Below are 16,519 nucleotides of genomic sequence, written 5' to 3'. Positions count from 1 at the left end.
GAATTGGGGGTCGGTTCATAGCAGGGGCAATTTTTATTTTATGGATTAACTAAAGTACTGTATCAGCTCATCCACTGTAGGATTATAATAAACATTAATTAGTGTTTTAATATCTTTATGTCCTGTAATTTTAGCAAGCTTTTCTACAGGGATATTCAAGTCTCTAACCATACGGGAGATGGCTTCGTGTCTCGTATCATGAAAATGCAAGTCTTTAATCCATAGCTGTTGTTGCATTCTTCTCCATATTAAATTGAAGTTATCCAAACGTATAGGGAACAGTCTATCCTTCAATGGCTTTATATCCTTTAGCATTTCTTTTGCTGCACTGTTTAGCACAACATCCCTACTCAATCCATTCTTACTGTGTGGGATATGTACATGATTAGTATGAATGTGCTCAGCAGTCAGTGCAAGTATCTCACCCCTACGCATTGCTGTCTGCAAGGCAAATAAGAAACACCAACCAACTTGTTTCCTACAGGTGTCAGGTGGTTCACCTACTTTATAACGAGTCCACTGTAGGACTTTAGCCTCTTCTTCTGGTGTAATCCTTCTATCTCTTGGCGGTGGTTTACTAGGTCGCTTAACCCTGCTCATTGGATTAACTTCCAACAAGTAAAGCTCATTAATAGCAAACTCAAACACACACCTTAAAAAAGACATCTCTAGTAACACAGTACCTTCAGATACCTGTAGTAATCTTCTGTCTTTCCATGCAGTAAGATGTTTGGGTGTTATATCTGTAATGGGTGTAGTAACTAAATCAGGGTGCTCTTTCACCAGAAGGCTAATAATACTCGTTGCTCTATCCCCACTTTTTAGTCGTGACAGCACCCTCTTTCTGTACAGCTCAATGACTTCCAGTAGGCAAAGAATAGCTTCTTCCTTTTGGTTTACAGCCAAGTCATTACAAAGTAGGTTAAACCAGTTAATACACTCTTCTTGTGTAGCCCTAGTTGCAGAGTAACGTTTACCATTAATCATGGTCTGAATACGATACTTATTACCTACCTTGTGTATTTTAGGGATATTTTTAAGTGACATTTTAGGGTAGTCCTCGTAAAACTAAAGAATCAAATTACCCTAAAAAACACAGGTTTTACTCACCACTAACACTTGCCATCAAATCCGCCTGATGCTCACGCAATAGGCTGTCCAATAGCTCGGTCAAATCCCCTTCCATAATCGCATCTAGCTTATAAAGGGTCAAATTGATGCGATGATCCGTCATACGACCTTGTGGGAAATTATAAGTACGGATACGCTCGGAGCGATCACCAGAACCAACCAAATTGCGACGCATATCACTGGTGGCATCGATTTGCGCTTGGACTTTGGCTTGTTGGATACGGGCAATCAGCATTTTCATGGCTTTTTCTTTGTTGGCGTGCTGAGAGCGTTCTTGCTGACATTCAGCGACGACCCCTGTCGGGATATGCGTGATACGCACCGCTGAGTCTGTGGTATTAACATGCTGACCACCTGCACCGCTTGAGCGGTAGGTATCGATACGCAAATCCGCAGGGTTGATCTCAACCGTATCATCAATCTCAATCTCTGGCATCACCGCCACCGTACACGCTGATGTGTGCACTCGCCCTTGGCTTTCGGTTGCGGGCACTCGCTGTACACGATGCGCACCACTTTCAAACTTCAAGCGACCATAGACATCCGTGCCTGAGATACGGCTGATGATTTCTTTGTAGCCGCCGTGCTCGCCTTCGTTGGCAGATAGGACTTCGACTTGCCAACCTTGCGATTGAGCGTATTTTTGGTACATACGGAACAAATCACCGCTAAAAATCGCCGCTTCGTCACCGCCTGTACCCGCTCGAATTTCCAAAAAGGCAGGCACTTTATCATTGGGATCTTTGGGTAGCATCAAGACATTGAGCTTATCACCCAAGCTTTCGATGCGTACTTTGGCATCATCGATCTCTTCGGCTGCCATTTCTTTCATATCAGGATCAGACAGCAGTTCTTGGGCGGTCGCCAAATCTTCTTCGGCTTGCAAAAACTTCTGCCAAGTCTCAGTAATCTCGGTCAAATCGCTGTGCTCCATCGACAGCGTACGAAATTGCTTATTATCCACAATCACATCAGGATCGGATAACAAATGCGTCACTTCTTCATAACGATCAACCATCTGATCTAGGCGATGGCGTAGGGATTCTTTAATCATTGAATTTGTGCTTAAAATAACCAAATAATTGCGTATTTTGCCACAAATCAATCTTTTTTGCATGGGTTTTGTGCAATTTGCTACAATACCGCATACGCCACATTGAGAGTAATCATGATCCAAGACAAAACCACAGTCAGCCCATCACCGACAACCCTGCTGATCATCGGCGCAGAATGTACGGGCAAATCCACGCTGATGCAGGCATTTTGTCAGCGGTATCATGCGCTCGGTGTGAGCGAATATATGCGTAGTTTTTTGGATGCCAAGCCATCAGGCTATCTATGCCAATTTGATGATATTATGCCCATTGCCACAGGACAACGACAGCAAGAACAGCTCGCCTATACGCAGGCGAAGGCAGATGAGATTGATTTTGTGATTTGTGATACATCGCCGATATTGGTGGCGGTGTATAGCCAGTGGTATTTTGGGCGTGTACCTGATGAGATTTGGGTGCTCATAAGGCAGTGCCATTATGACCATGTATTTGTCACGGATGCGCATGGGATTGACTGGGTGGCGGATGGTCAAAGAGATTTGCCACATGGCAGGCATTTGATGCGTGATGCGATTATCCAGATGCTGCAAAAGTTGCAAATCGGTTTCACACCCATCACAGGCACAGTTGATAAGCGACTGATGACGATGGCAAAAGTACTTAATCAAGCTTAACTCTAGACAATATTAAGCTTATCTAGCGGTCAAACACATCCGCCAAAAAACAAAAACGCCCACAACCGTGAGCGTCTTTTGATGGTAGGAAACTTGGCAATAAGTCAAAAATTAAACTTTTTTCAAAATCACCGAACCAATCGAATAGCCTGCACCAAATGATGACATCACGCACAAATCACCTGACTGCACACCTTCTTGGCTGTCATGGAATGCGATGATTGGACTGGCTGAGCTTGTGTTGCCATAGTTGGCGATAACCACAGGGGCGATGGCTTTATCTGCATCTTTACCCATCACCGTACGCAAAATCAAATCAATCATATTGATATTGGCTTGGTGTAGCCATAGGCGTTTGATTTGTTGTGGGTCGATGTGATTTTCTGCCAAATGCGTGCTGATAGTCTCGGCAACTTTTGGACAGACTTCACGAAACACCTTACGACCTTCTTGCAAAAATAGGCTTTTGGTCACAGGTTCATCGATATCGCTGTGCATCGGCACGCCTGAAGCCAAAGATTCTGAGCGGTCCATAAAGCCGTATTCGCTCGTGATATTGGTTGAGAATTGGGTAATCAGCTTGGTACTGATGACTTCATAGCCTTTTGGCGTATCTAGCTCTTCAACGATGGTCGCCGCTGCGATATCACCAAAGATAAAGTGGCTATCACGGTTACGCCAGTTGAGATGCCCTGAAGTAATCTCGACATTGACCACCGCCACACGCTTAGCCAGACCCGAGCGGATACTGGCAGCTGCTTGAGCAATACCAAAGGTCGCCGCACTACACGCCACATTCATATCAAAGGCAAAACCATGCGTCATGCCCACTGCATGCTGAATCTCAATGGCAATCGCCGGCATGGCACGCTGAAAGTTCGAACAGGCACAAATCACACCATCTAGGTCATCTGCACTTAGACCTGCGTTCGCCAAAGCTTTGTTCAGTGCGTCAGCACCCATCTCTGCCATGATAGACAGCTCTTCGCCAAGCTTACGAGCAGGGAAAATCGGCGCCATGATGTCAGGATTTAGGATGCCTTCTTTTTCGATGACATAGCGAGATTTGATGCCTGATGCTTTTTCGATAAATTCTGCACTAGAATGTTGCAAAGCCACCTTTTCGCCACTGGCGATGGCATCAGCGTGCTTGGCATTATAATTATCCACATAAGTATTAAAAGTTGCCACCAGCTCTTCGTTGCTGATTTTATGAGCAGGAATGTGTAATCCTGTTGCGGTGATGCAAATGGTCATAATGACTCCTTGATTTGGTATTTTGTTGTTTGCCATTGTAGCACAAATAAATGTAACGAGTTGTAAAAAAATACAGTTGTTTACACAATTTATTTGTAACGCTTAGCCAATCCAGTATCGACGCACCTGTTTGTCGCCCATACTGATGATATTTTCAAGCTGACCGCCGTTTTTCTCTATCACTCGTGCCGAGCCAAGATTCTCATCATCACAAGTGACCAGCACTCGGTTTACGCCAATCTTTGCCAAAAACTGCACGGCAAAGCCAAGCATGATGGTCGCAATGCCACGCCCTTCAAAATCAGGATGCGTGCTGTAGCCAACATGACCGCCGATTTTGTGCAAAAATTCGGTCAATTCATGACGAATACCCACCACGCCAATCACTTGATTGTCATACATTGCCAAAAAATGACTGGCAGGCACTTTGTCATAGCCGAATAAATTCGTCCCTGCAGGTGCATTGATATAATCAAGCCATGCTTGATAATCATCATCAAATCGCTCAAGTCCACCACTGCCATGAATCACACTATCATGGCGTGATAGATACGCATCCTTATAAGCCATCACCGCTTGCTGATGCTCTATCGTCGGTCGGATAAATACAATATCATCTGCAATCATAAATAATTTCCCTTTAACAGCTTATAGTGAATATGACGGATAAATTTTATCTAAAATTAACCAAAAAAATCTTTATAAAACAACACTTATTTGGTATTTAAACTTGCCCATACTTTTTCAAGTCGCTTGGCAGATACAGGCGATAGCGTCTTCATCGGCTGGGCAAATAGATTAATCCGATATTCTTCGACCAGCCAGCGATATTCGGCAAATTTTGGCTGATGTACCACCGTCGCCAATCGCTCCATGTGTATATCGAGTAAATACACTGCATCCAAATCCGCATCAAGATTGTGCGTAATGCGGTCAAGGCGAATGTTTAGCGCTTGTAAATAGCGGGCATACTGTCGCCAGTATTGATAATCGGTGCGATACACAAAATCCGCCAACTGCAAATCATCAAGCTGATCTTCGATATCTTCAATGCTCTCGCCAAAGATTTCTTGGTCAAGCATTAATAATTTGCCACGAGCCACCTGCCATGCGGTATAAATGTCCTTGAGTGTCTTTAGCACCGTTTGCCCAATCAGCAAGAAATTGGCCAATAGCTTGTCTTGGCAAATGGCAAATTCGGCTTGGTCAAGCGGTAGATGGTCAATCAGCCAGCTATTTTTGTCAGTCACAAGTCCTGCAATCAGCGTACGAGCATGCGCCCCGTGTTCGCTTGGCTGTTCGCGACCAAAGTTGGTGGCGTGCTCATATAGACAAGCTTGCAAGGTAGCATCAACGACGATGGTTTTTAGTTTTTCTAAATCACCAAGTGGCGCAAAAGCAAGCTTAAACGCTTTATCAATCTGACTGGTCAGCTGTTTTTGCTTAGCACCAAGTTTGGATTTGATAAGCGTCAGCACGCCTTGTTTGTGAGCGTTCAGCGCCGCACCAATTTCGGTAAATACCGCAATCGACACCGCCGTGCCTGCTTTATCCGCCTTGAGTGCCGAAAATTCTTGCATGACAATGCCAGATGTGTGCGTATTTTTGACAAAATTAAAATACTCAGGAAACTCATGATGTAGCCCTTGTTCGACGGTGACACTTTGGCTGACTGTTTGGCTATGACGAGCTTGCAAGCGGAGCAGATCGCGGCTTTTTTCGATGACACGGTTTTTGTCATCGACCACGCAAATCAATGGGCGTAGGTATTCTTCGACCTTATCAGGGGCAAAATCAGCAGGCGTCGTACGTACACCGAGTGCCATCAAAGCATGGCTTAGCTGATCAAGCAGCCCTGTCTGTGCACGAGCATCTAGCTTATCAAAGATTTTATCACAAGTATCAGGTATCGGCACAATTTGACGGCGAATTTCTTTAGGTAAAGTTTTTAATAACTGCAAGACCAGCTCATATCGCCAGCCTGCAATCCCCCAAAGTAGCGCCACAGGATCAAGCTGTGCCAATGCCTTAACCGGCACACGCACGGTTACGCCATCATCATCACTGCTTGGGTCAAAGACATAGGATAAGGGTAGTTTTACGCCGCCCAGATGCCAACTTTCGGGGAATTGGCGGCTGTCATCAACTGATTCATTGAGCACATCGTCATCGCTAAAATGCAGGAAGTTTGGCGTCTTATTCTCCGCATCATGATAAAATTCTTCAAAGCTTTTGCGACTGGCGATATGGCTTGGGATGCGAGCATCATAAAACTGATACAGGCTTTCTTCATCAACAAGCAAATCACGGCGACGCATCTTATCTTCGATACGCTCGATGTTTTTGATTTTATTGGCATTATCCGTCAAAAACTTCATCTGCATACCGTACTGATTGGCAACGAGTGCATCACGGATAAAAATCTCACGAGCTTGCGCCAAATCAATCTGCTCATAATTCACCAACTCTTTGGCGATGACAATCAGCCCAAATAAGCTGATTTGCGCATACGCACGCACCCGTCCTGATTTTTTTGACCAATGCGGTTCAAAATAATGATATTTCAGCAGTTTTGGCGCCGCAGAGATAATCCACTCAGGTTCAATCTTGGCAAGGCAACGCATATACACCTGCGATGTCTCAACCACTTCAAACGCCATCACCCATTGCACGCCTTTTTTGTGCAAAGTACTGGCGGGGAAAATCCGAGCTTTTTGGCTACGAGCCATCAGATATTCGCCAAGTGTTTCGGTCTTGTGTGCCACAAATGACAGCAAGGCGGTCAATAGTGCACGATGAATATTGGCATATTGGCGTGATTGACCGTCGGGCTTATCCATACCATTTTTTAGCACATATTTAAGATTAACCAGTGCTTGCTTGGGATTTTTATTTGTCTTTTCTGCTTTGGCTTTGTCTGTTTTTAGCGATAAGCGTACGCCTTTTTTGGTATCGACTGTCGTGTCAAGCGTATCAAGAGTTGCTGTAGGCTCATGAATGACAAAGCCCATTTCAGCGACCATCTCGGTCAGCTGACGATGGGTTTTTTGCCATTCACGGATGCGTGGATAGGACAGATAATGCTTTTTGGCAAAATTGCGTCTGCCATTGCTAGATAGCACCTGATGATCATTGGTGGCGTGCTTGTCAAATAACGCTTGGAATAATTCAAGATAAAATAAAAAATCTGAATCATCTCGGCGAAACAAGGCGTGCTTTTGATCGGCTTGCATCTGCTTATTCATTGGGCGTTCACGCACATCTTGCACGGCGAGCGCAGAGACGATGATCAGCATATCATGCAGACAATCAAAGGTATTGCCCGCCACAAGCATACGGGCTAGGCGTGGGTCGATGGGCATTTTTGCCATCTGTTGACCGATTTTGGTCAGACTGCCTGCCTGTGGACGCCCTTTTTTGGCACGGGTTTTGGTATAGCCGTGTTCATCGAGCGCACCTAGCTCAATGAGCAATTTACGACCATCATTGACCAGTCGCAAATCAGGTGGCGTGATAAAATCAAAGGCCTGCACATCCCCCAAATGCAGTCGCTCCATCTGTAGTATCACCGATGCAAGATTGGTACGCAGGATTTCAGGTTCGGTAAATTCAGGACGACTGTTAAAATCTTCTTCAGAATATAGGCGGATACACACACCGGGTGCGATACGACCGCAGCGACCTTTACGCTGATTGGCAGCGGCTTGGCTGATGGCTTCGATGGGCAATCGCTGAATGCGAGAGCGGTAATTGTAGCGAGAAATACGAGCAAAGCCCAAATCAATCACATAGCGGATGTTTGGCACGGTCAGTGCAGTCTCGGCGACATTGGTGGCGATAATGATGCGTCTGCCACGAGCCGATGGTGAGAAAATCCTTTGCTGTTCGGCATAGCTTTGGCGAGCAAATAACGGTAAAATCTCGGTATGAGCAGGCGCATAGCTATTTAGAATATCTTGCAAATCTCGGATTTCTGCTTCGGTCGCCGCAAAAATCAAAATATCCGCTTGGTCAGGATGGCCTTTGGCTTTTGCATCATCAAAACATTCATTGACCGCCGCCGTCAAAGCACGGGGCAAGTTATCTTCAATTTCATCAAAGGCATCATCGTCTTGGCTAGTGACAATCATATCAGTCAAAGGACGATAACGCACTTCGACAGGATAACTACGCCCTTCGACCACAAACACAGGCGCAGGCTTGCCATCTTTGGCAAAATAATTGGCAAATCGCTCGGTATCAAGCGTCGCCGATGTGATGATGACTTTTAAGTCAGGGCGTTTTGGCAATAGCCGTTTTAGATAGCCCATAATGAAGTCAATATTTAAACTGCGTTCATGTGCTTCATCGATGATGATGGTATCATAATTGGTCAAAAACTTATCCGAGCCAAGTTCAGCGAGCAAAATACCATCGGTCATCAGCTTGACGATTGAGTGCTTACCCCCTTCTTCGGTGAAGCGAATCTTAAAACTCACCGTCTTGCCAAGCTCTTCACCAAGCTCTTCGGCGATACGAGTCGCTACCGAACGAGCGGCCAGTCGTCTAGGCTGTGTATGACCGATTTGACCCGTCGTACCACGACCTGCTAACATCGCAAGTTTAGGCAGTTGTGTGGTTTTGCCCGAGCCTGTCTCACCAGCGATAATCACTACTTGATGCGCTTTGATGGCGTTAATGAGCGTGTCAGCTTCGGCGGTGACAGGCAGGTCGTGATTCAGTTTACCCCACAAATCAGCTGGGATGCTTGCACGGCGTTCTTGTACCTTGTCACTTGAGCGCTGATAAAGTTCATCATAGCGTGCTTGTTTTTTGGCGTGTTCGTCACCTTGTGCGGATTTGATTTCTTTGCGTAATTTTTCTAAAAAGAATCTATCTTTTGCCAAGACAGGCAGAGTATCGGCGGATGGCTTGTTTTTTGGGTGATTAATCATTGTCATTGTAGCTGATTGTATGTATCTGTGTTTTAAATTTGCCTATTGTAAAGAAAATTCGGCATCGGTGCAATTTATCCGAGATGATTTGTGTATTTGGCAGGTGCTGACTGATGGCTGATTTGGCGTTTGGTGGGCCCCGGTCACAGTTTTACCCTACAAAAAGTCCACAAACTGTGCTATGATGATGGCAATTTATTTGTGTATTTAGCCAATAATTATGAATAATTCAATCAGTATTTTACAGCTTGTCACCGAAGCAAGCCTTGTTGTTCAGCTTGTGATGGCGTTGTTGCTATTGTTATCACTTATCAGCTGGGTGATTATTTTTCACTTGGGGACAAAGCTTGGCTCGGCATCTCGCTTTGATGCACGCTTTGAAGCGTGGTTTTGGACAGATAGCATTGATAAGCAGTTCGCCACCGTTGCCAAAGAAAATGAGCGTTCGGCACTTGAAGCGGTATTTTTTGATGGCTATAAAAAGCTTGGCACAGTCACGGGTACAGCTCAAGCCGATATCGCCGAACGAGAGCTAAAAATCGCTCTAGGCAAAGAGCAAAGCCGACTTGAACAAGGGCTGTCGGTTCTTGCCAGTATCGGCTCGGTATCGCCTTATATTGGTTTGTTTGGCACAGTTTGGGGGATTATGAATGCCTTTATTGGCTTGGGTCAAGCCGAATCGGTGAGCCTTGCTACCGTTGCGCCAAGCATCGCCGAAGCACTCATCGCCACGGCATTGGGTCTATTTGCCGCCATTCCTGCGACGCTTGCTTTTAACTACTTTACCGCAAAAGCCAACACCATCTATGAGCGTCGTGCGTTATTTTGCGAAGCTGTGGTATCTGCCCTGCTTGCCAATCAAACCAAGCTTGAGCGACCAAACAGCAACCCAACCGAGTAATCATCGATGACCAACCGCCCAAGTGCTTTTGCTCGCACAAAAAAGCCACTCAATGCTGAAATGAATGTCGTACCGTATATCGATGTGATGTTGGTACTGCTTGTGATTTTTATGGTGACAGCGCCGATGCTCGCCACAGGCGTTGATGTATCCTTGCCAAAAGAAGACACCAAGACCGTCAGCCAAAATGAACTGCCCGTCATCGTCAGCCTAAAAGCCGATGGCAGTGTGTTCGTCAGTCACAAAAATGCCATCGATGAGCCGATGGATGATGCACAGCTTGATGCACTTCTGCGTAATCTGTATAGCGAAAATGAAAACTTACAAGTGATGGTCAATGCCGATGCAGACAATCCATATCACCAAATCATGCATATCATGGCACTCATCCAAAATGCTGGCGTCAGCCAAGTCAGCCTACTGAGCGAAGCTGCCAAATAGGTGCGCCATGTCCAATGAATCCACCCAAAAGACCAGCTACACCCTGCCGATATTGGCAAGTGTGCTCATTCATGCCGTGATTGTCATTGCTGTCATGGCGCCGATGATATCGCCACCTGATAAGGATACGGGTATCCAGACCACATTGGTAAGCCAAGAAGCATTTGCTAAGGCACAATCTACACTTAATGCACATCATCAAGCGCAAAATTCTGTACAGACACAGTCATCACAAAGTACTGCCAATGCACAGACAACATTTGGCAGTACTGATAATCCTTATCAATCTAATCGAGTGGTCAATTCGACAACGACCATTGAGCCGACTTTTAGTAATGACACGCAGTCGCTTGGCTTTGACCAGCCATCAAGCACGATTGATAACACATCCAGCAATTTTGCGACAAATACCAATGATAATTCATCAGCCGCTGATACAGGGTCTGCGTTTAACAATCAGCTTGGCAGTCAAGGCGGTGTGAGTGCTGCTGACAAAAAAGCCGCCCAACAAACCGTCTATAACCGTATCAAGTCCATTTGGTTATCACAGCCAAAACAGCCCAATCAGATGATGCAATTTGTCGTGCGTTTTGACGAAATGGGCAATGTAGCAGGGATTGATTTTGGTGCAGGTAATCCTGAGCTCAAAGATTCTATTCGCACAGCGGTGCAATCAGGCGCGCCGTATCCTGAGATTGCAGGCTTGGTCGGTCAGATGACCTTTCAGTTTCAGACTGAGACGCTGATTTATGATGAACCATCTGCTGATGCATCGTCTGACACTGCGACAACTCCTTGAATATATTGAGTATGATTTATGAATAAATTTAGCCAATTAGCCATCGCCACCATCACCGTGATGGCAAGTATCAGCCCTGCCATCGCCAATGATGATACTGATAAAGTATGGGTAGCAACTCAGCAAATCGCCCAAAGTAGCGACCGTATCGCCATCGTGCCTTTTGTGGGCGATACTGTGGTGACAGACGTTGTCACGGCAAATCTAGACGGCACAGAGCTTGGTGCAAGCAGTGGCAATCTGCCACAACGCACAGCCAGCACCAATGACATCTTGGCAAACCTTAGCACTTGGCGCAATCTTGGCTATGATTATGTCGTCATTGGCAAATCGCACTCAATCGTGGGTAACAAAACCGCCATCAGCTATGATGTCATCGACACCAAAGCCGCCAAAGTCATCGGCAGCCAAACCCAAGTCAGCGACACCAATACCGCATCTTTAAAGCTTGCCGGTCATCAAATCAGCGATAAAATCTATCAAGCCATCACAGGCAAATCAGGCGACTTTGGCTCTATTATCGCCTATGTCGAAGAAACAGGCACGCCATCGAACAAGACTTCTCGCCTAAAGCTCATTGATGCCACAGGACAAAATGCCCGTACGCTGTTTACGGTGACAGGGTCAATTTTGACGCCGACTTTCTCGCCAGATGGTAGCCGTATCGCTTATGCTGTCCAAGCTAAAAATGGCTTACCCGTGATTCATGTGCAGTCAATCAATAGCACGCATAGCGAAGTGGTGACGCCATTTTGGGGGCATAATCTAGCGCCCAGCTTTTCGGCTGATGGCACACGCCTATTATTCTCAGGCAGTCATGAGCACAACAACCCAAATATTTATGAACTCAACCTAACCACCAAAACACTCAAAGCCATCACCACCCAAAACGGTGCAGAAAACTCACCTAGCTATCTGCCCGATGGCTCAGGCTTTATTTATACAGCGGATAATGGCACACGCAGCCAAAGCCTGTACCGCTATCAATTCGCCAATCAAAACGCCACCCGCATTGCACTCAATGCCACCAACCCACGCCTAAGCCATGATGGGTCAAAAATCGCCTATGTCGCAGGTCAAGACATCATCATCGCCAATGTCAGCGGTTCGACCTTACAGCGTATCAAGGTCGGCGGCACCGAGATTTCGGCAAGTTTCTCACCATCGGCAAATCGCATCGTCTATGCCCAAAGTCAAGGCGGTCAAAGTAAGCTTGTCATTCACAACTTAGCGAGCAACCAAAGCACCACTTTGCCGACCACAGGTCAAGTGCGTGAACCGGTATGGTCAAAATAAGACCCAAACCCGATAATAAGCCATGATAAATAGCAAAATGACTGTGCCAATAACCACGCTGACACGCCCTGCGATGCCGACTGATATCGCCAAATGCGTTATAGTGATGTTGCTAGCTGTCATCATGACAGGCTGTCAGCATATCCAACTGGTGCGCAGTCCACTGCCGGTAACTTTGGCAGATGTCAGCCATGACGACAAGACAAGCATCGTCTATCAGCAGAGTATGCCAAGCACAATTCCTGTCAAAAACCGACCACCCAAGCTAACGCCTAGACAGCAGGTGCAACAAGTGTATTTGCTAGAAAATTGGTTCTAGCATGGGAAAGTGGTTAATTTTGAAATGGTGTTTGTGATTAAAAAGATAGGCAAGTAATGGCTTATATTGGGTTTAAAATTGAGTTATTCTAAAATATCACGACCATTTTAATCATAACTGTTTCAATACTGTCTTTGCCAAATGCTCACCAAACCAAATCGCCGTGTCAATATCTCCTTGACATGGCGTGACATCAGGTGGCGCATCGATTGACTGCGTCATCAATCCCAAAAAACTGCTCAATCGGTTCAAATCCACATCGCTACTACCTGTCGGTAATAATGGCAAGCCCGCCCAATTCATCCCGTGTTGCATGGCAAATAAGCAAAGCTGTTGTAGTACCGCCAATTTATCACCGCTCAAGCCACCTGAATTGGCAAAGCCTGCGGCAAATTTACCCTGCCAAGTGCGAGACAGCCAACGCTTGGATGTGCTATCCATAAAGGTCTTAAACTCTGCTGTCACACTGCCCATATACACCGCACTACCAAAGACAATCATCGATGCCTCATCAAGATATGCCCAGTCATCATCGCTGATTGCCATGATATCAATGGTACGCATCGTGCAGTGGCGAGCCACCCCTTCGCCGATGGCTTGTGCGACACGGCGTGTGTGTCCATAGTTGGAATGATAGACGATGGCAATGGTTGCTTGCATGGGTTTATCCTTGTTTGTTTTATTTATTCTTGCTCATTGATAGCAAAGTTTGGCTTGGTGCTTAGTGGCGTACAACTACCATCGCCATACGCCCTGTGGCTGATTTGCCTGCGTGGGTCTGCGCACGGTACGAATACAGATTTGGTTCAAGATAGCTACATGGCACAGACTCACTGACTACATCGATACCCAGATGTTCAAGCTCAAGTCGTGCAAGCTTGACGATATCAATATTCACCTTACCATCATCAGCTGATGGGATAATAATGGCGTCATACAGTGCTGATGATGTCATATTCACAAGCGACTGTGCTGTGACTTCATCGCAGATACGCTTGGCAAGCACTTCATCAATCTGATATGAGCCCTGCGAGATACAAGCACCGATGATGGCTTTGGGTGCAGACAGCACACCAAGCTTGGCATAGCTTTTGGCAATGATACCATTAACAAGTCCCTGCCAACCCGCATGAATACAGGCGATACCATCATCTTGACTCTGCCCAAAAATCGCCACAGGCACGCAGTCCGCCGTCATGATGGCAAGGGCACGATTGGATGACTTGGTAATTAGCGCATCAGCAGACACCGCTTGTAATGACGGCGTATCCGTATCAATATCCAGTACGGTATCGCCATGCACTTGGTTTAGCCAATGAATTGCTGTGATGGGTGCATGATGGCTAATGGCATCAAGTAGCTGCGCTCGGCGAGTGAGCACCGCTGTCGGATTGTCCTTGACGTGCAAACCTAAGTTAAAATCCCCATAAATATCTGTATCGCCAAACTTATCAAATGCCCCTGCTTGTGTCTGCACGACCAGCACGGTGTCATCTTGATAGAGTACGCAAACAGGTACGGTGTCAGTTATTTGCATTTTTTTCATCCTTTAATTAATCTGCAAACACATCCATCAAGGCACAAAAATCAGCCGGCAATGGTGCGTGAAACTTCATCGACTCACCGCTTATCGGATGGATAAAGCCAAGCGTATGTGCGTGTAGCGCCTGTCGTGGGAAAGTTGCCACCGCTTGACGCTGTGCATCTGTCAGCCCTGCTCGTGGCGATGTGCCATAGACCTTATCGCCGACCAATGGATGACCGACATGGGATAGATGCACACGGATTTGGTGCGTACGCCCTGTCTCTAGCTGTACATCGCATAGGCTGTAGCGTTCGTGTAGTGCCACTGCTTTTAGGATATGCGTCACCGCAGGTTTGCCTGTATCTTTGACCGCCATCTTGGTGCGCTGTGTGCTGTGCCGTCCAATCGGCGCATCAATGCGAGCATGACGCATGATGTCATGCGGTGCACCCAGTGCGATGCACTGATATAGGCGATACACGCTTTTGTCTTTGAGCTGATCGATAAGATCAAGCTGTGCTGTCTTGGTGCGAGCGATGACGAGCAATCCTGTGGTGTCCTTATCAATACGATGCACCAGTCCCGCTCGTGGCAGATGCGCCACATCAGGATAATGATACAATAGCGCATTGACTAGCGTGCCTGTGCGATTGCCCGCCCCTGGATGCACCACAAGTCCTGCCGGCTTATTAATCACAATCACCGCATCATCTTCATAGACGACATCGATGGCGATATTTTCGGGTAAATCTTCAGAATGGTTCTCAAGTGATGCGGTCAATGTCAGTACATCACCTGATTTGACTGCGTATTTTGGCTTAACAATCATTCCATTGACGAGCAGTTCGCCATTATCGATAAACTTTTGAATATTGGCTCGTGAAAAGCCATCAAACACCGTGCTACCCAGTTTATCTAGGCGCACACCGACATCAGATGCCTGCACGGTATAAGTCTGCTCACCATCGTGGCTGTCAGCATCTTGATCATCCGCCGTATCATCATCCATATCAAAGGCATCACCATCATCAATCATCTCAAATGGCGTGTCGGTCAAAGCATACTTGGTATGGATATTATCGGCTGTCATGATGGCTACTTATAAAAAATGTCGCTAAACACTGCGACTAAAATTAAATGAATAAAAAGGCGATACTTTAGCATATTTTTGTGATTATCGCCACTTTTGAGCGTGACTTATGGCTCATGCTTGGCTAAATTTGGCTGATCACACCATTGATATTAAGCTGTTTAAATGACCCGAATATCCCAAGCCGCTATCCCAAGCCATTCAAGCCATCGGTTTATCTTGCCACCATCACGCTGTGCTTGATGTGCTTTAGATGCGTGACGATGGTAAAAGTCATCATAATCAGTAGCGACCATGAGCTAAATTTGCTGATATGCACCATCGACCATGCCATCACTTGATTGGGATATTGCCAAATGCCAAAAAAGGTGCTGATATTCTCCGCAAGCCAAATAAAAAATCCAATCAGCACAAACGACAACAGCACGGGCATCCGTCGTGGCGTATCATAAGGGGTAAAACGCACATAACTTCTGGCATACAGCCCAAGCACAAACATGGCAATATACCAGCGCAAATCCATGATGGCATGATGCGTAAAAAAGTTCAAATAAATCAATATCGCTGTGATGGTCGTCAGTGCGTACGGTGGCATCTTATACAAACGTAAATCAAATAACCGCCACGCTTGGATAATATAGCTTGCCACCGCCGCATACATAAATCCTGTGAACAAAGGCACGCCAAACACCTTGCTATAAGCAAAATCAGGATACGCCCAAGATGCACCAATGCGAGCGCCATCGGGCAATAAGAGTGCTTGGATGTCAGGTGAAGTTTTGAATAATTCTAAGGCAAAACCGATTAGATGAAATAAAGTGATGGATTTGAGCTCATCCCAAGTTTCTAGTTTGCTCCACACCATCGCAAACTGCGCCACCACCGCAAAAATCAGCAAGGCATCATAGCGGGGAATACCCCAAATGCCTGATTTGGGGATAACAAACATCGCCACAAAAAACAGCCCAGCGAACAGGCATGCTCGAGCCTGCTTGAGTCCAAAAAACCAAAACTCCACCACAAAGCGACGATAGCCGCGCAAAGTGGGATTTTTGGGATGTTGGCATAGCCATTGGTCAAATTGTGCAAGCATTTTT

General features: G+C 46.1%; 15 protein-coding genes. 6 read left to right on the top strand and 9 right to left on the bottom strand.

All coding sequences use genetic code 11. From position 1 onward, the window contains the following. Positions 1-45 precede the first annotated feature (45 nt). Together B0680_RS03410 and prfA are read right to left on the bottom strand one after the other, a co-directional pair. Positions 46-1,047, bottom strand: coding sequence for a tyrosine-type recombinase/integrase (locus B0680_RS03410; protein WP_078253643.1), 1,002 nt, complete (start codon positions 1,045-1,047; stop codon positions 46-48). A gap of 55 nt (positions 1,048-1,102) precedes the next feature. Then, positions 1,103-2,182: a peptide chain release factor 1 gene (prfA, locus tag B0680_RS03405; RefSeq protein ID WP_078253654.1), complete on the bottom strand. Its 1,080-nt coding sequence runs from the start codon at positions 2,180-2,182 to the stop codon at positions 1,103-1,105. A gap of 117 nt (positions 2,183-2,299) precedes the next feature. Between prfA and B0680_RS03400 the strand changes: the two genes are divergently transcribed. Next, positions 2,300-2,860: an AAA family ATPase gene (locus B0680_RS03400; protein ID WP_078253642.1), complete on the top strand. Its 561-nt coding sequence runs from the start codon at positions 2,300-2,302 to the stop codon at positions 2,858-2,860. A 111-nt stretch (positions 2,861-2,971) separates the two neighbouring features. On the opposite strand, the gene B0680_RS03395 is transcribed toward B0680_RS03400, so the two are convergent. The 3 genes from B0680_RS03395 to hrpA all read right to left on the bottom strand — a co-directional run bounded on the left by B0680_RS03395 (position 2,972) and on the right by hrpA (position 9,057). Continuing rightward, positions 2,972-4,117, bottom strand: a complete 1,146-nt coding sequence (locus tag B0680_RS03395; RefSeq protein WP_078253641.1) for a beta-ketoacyl-ACP synthase III — start codon at positions 4,115-4,117, stop codon at positions 2,972-2,974. 102 nt (positions 4,118-4,219) lie between these two features. Next, on the bottom strand, positions 4,220-4,744 hold the full coding sequence (locus tag B0680_RS03390; protein ID WP_078253640.1) for a GNAT family N-acetyltransferase: 525 nt from the start codon (positions 4,742-4,744) through the stop codon (positions 4,220-4,222). A gap of 86 nt (positions 4,745-4,830) precedes the next feature. Further along, complete coding sequence (gene hrpA, locus B0680_RS03385; RefSeq protein WP_407661996.1) at positions 4,831-9,057, bottom strand: ATP-dependent RNA helicase HrpA; 4,227 nt, start codon at positions 9,055-9,057, stop codon at positions 4,831-4,833. Between the two features lie 214 nt (positions 9,058-9,271). Between hrpA and B0680_RS03380 the strand changes: the two genes are divergently transcribed. From B0680_RS03380 to B0680_RS03360, 5 genes are read left to right on the top strand one after another with little or no spacing between them, the layout of a single operon-like run. Then, a complete protein-coding gene (locus tag B0680_RS03380) occupies positions 9,272-9,952 on the top strand; it encodes a MotA/TolQ/ExbB proton channel family protein (RefSeq protein ID WP_078253639.1) in 681 nt (226 codons plus the stop codon). Between the two features lie 6 nt (positions 9,953-9,958). After that, a complete protein-coding gene (gene tolR, locus B0680_RS03375) occupies positions 9,959-10,393 on the top strand; it encodes a protein TolR (protein ID WP_078253638.1) in 435 nt (144 codons plus the stop codon). Positions 10,394-10,400: 7 nt separating this feature from the next. Beyond that, the gene (locus B0680_RS03370; protein ID WP_078253637.1) at positions 10,401-11,192 is read left to right on the top strand and encodes a hypothetical protein; all 792 of its coding nucleotides are present in this window, start codon (positions 10,401-10,403) and stop codon (positions 11,190-11,192) included. A gap of 18 nt (positions 11,193-11,210) precedes the next feature. Beyond that, positions 11,211-12,488, top strand: coding sequence for a PD40 domain-containing protein (locus B0680_RS03365; RefSeq protein ID WP_078253636.1), 1,278 nt, complete (start codon positions 11,211-11,213; stop codon positions 12,486-12,488). 43 nt (positions 12,489-12,531) lie between these two features. Continuing rightward, complete coding sequence (locus tag B0680_RS03360) at positions 12,532-12,807, top strand: hypothetical protein (RefSeq protein ID WP_143821339.1); 276 nt, start codon at positions 12,532-12,534, stop codon at positions 12,805-12,807. A gap of 111 nt (positions 12,808-12,918) precedes the next feature. Here the strand turns inward: B0680_RS03360 and B0680_RS03355 are convergent, their stop codons facing one another. The 4 genes from B0680_RS03355 to B0680_RS03340 form a co-directional block, all read right to left on the bottom strand. Next, positions 12,919-13,467 (bottom strand): flavodoxin family protein, encoded by a 549-nt coding sequence (locus B0680_RS03355; protein WP_078253634.1) that lies wholly within the window; start codon positions 13,465-13,467, stop codon positions 12,919-12,921. 61 nt (positions 13,468-13,528) lie between these two features. After that, positions 13,529-14,344, bottom strand: coding sequence for a polyphenol oxidase family protein (locus B0680_RS03350; protein WP_078253633.1), 816 nt, complete (start codon positions 14,342-14,344; stop codon positions 13,529-13,531). Between the two features lie 16 nt (positions 14,345-14,360). Beyond that, positions 14,361-15,422, bottom strand: coding sequence for an RluA family pseudouridine synthase (locus B0680_RS03345; RefSeq protein ID WP_078253632.1), 1,062 nt, complete (start codon positions 15,420-15,422; stop codon positions 14,361-14,363). Between the two features lie 214 nt (positions 15,423-15,636). Further along, positions 15,637-16,515 carry a DUF817 domain-containing protein gene (locus tag B0680_RS03340; protein WP_078253631.1) on the bottom strand — a complete coding sequence of 293 codons (879 nt, stop codon included), beginning with the start codon at positions 16,513-16,515 and terminating at the stop codon, positions 15,637-15,639. Between the last annotated feature and the right edge of the window lie 4 nt (positions 16,516-16,519).

The organism is Moraxella pluranimalium (assembly GCF_002014825.1).
In the GTDB taxonomy this organism is placed as follows: domain Bacteria; phylum Pseudomonadota; class Gammaproteobacteria; order Pseudomonadales; family Moraxellaceae; genus Moraxella; species Moraxella pluranimalium.
Note: the sequence above shows the minus strand (reverse complement) of the source record. Positions and strands in the feature narration are given on the sequence as shown.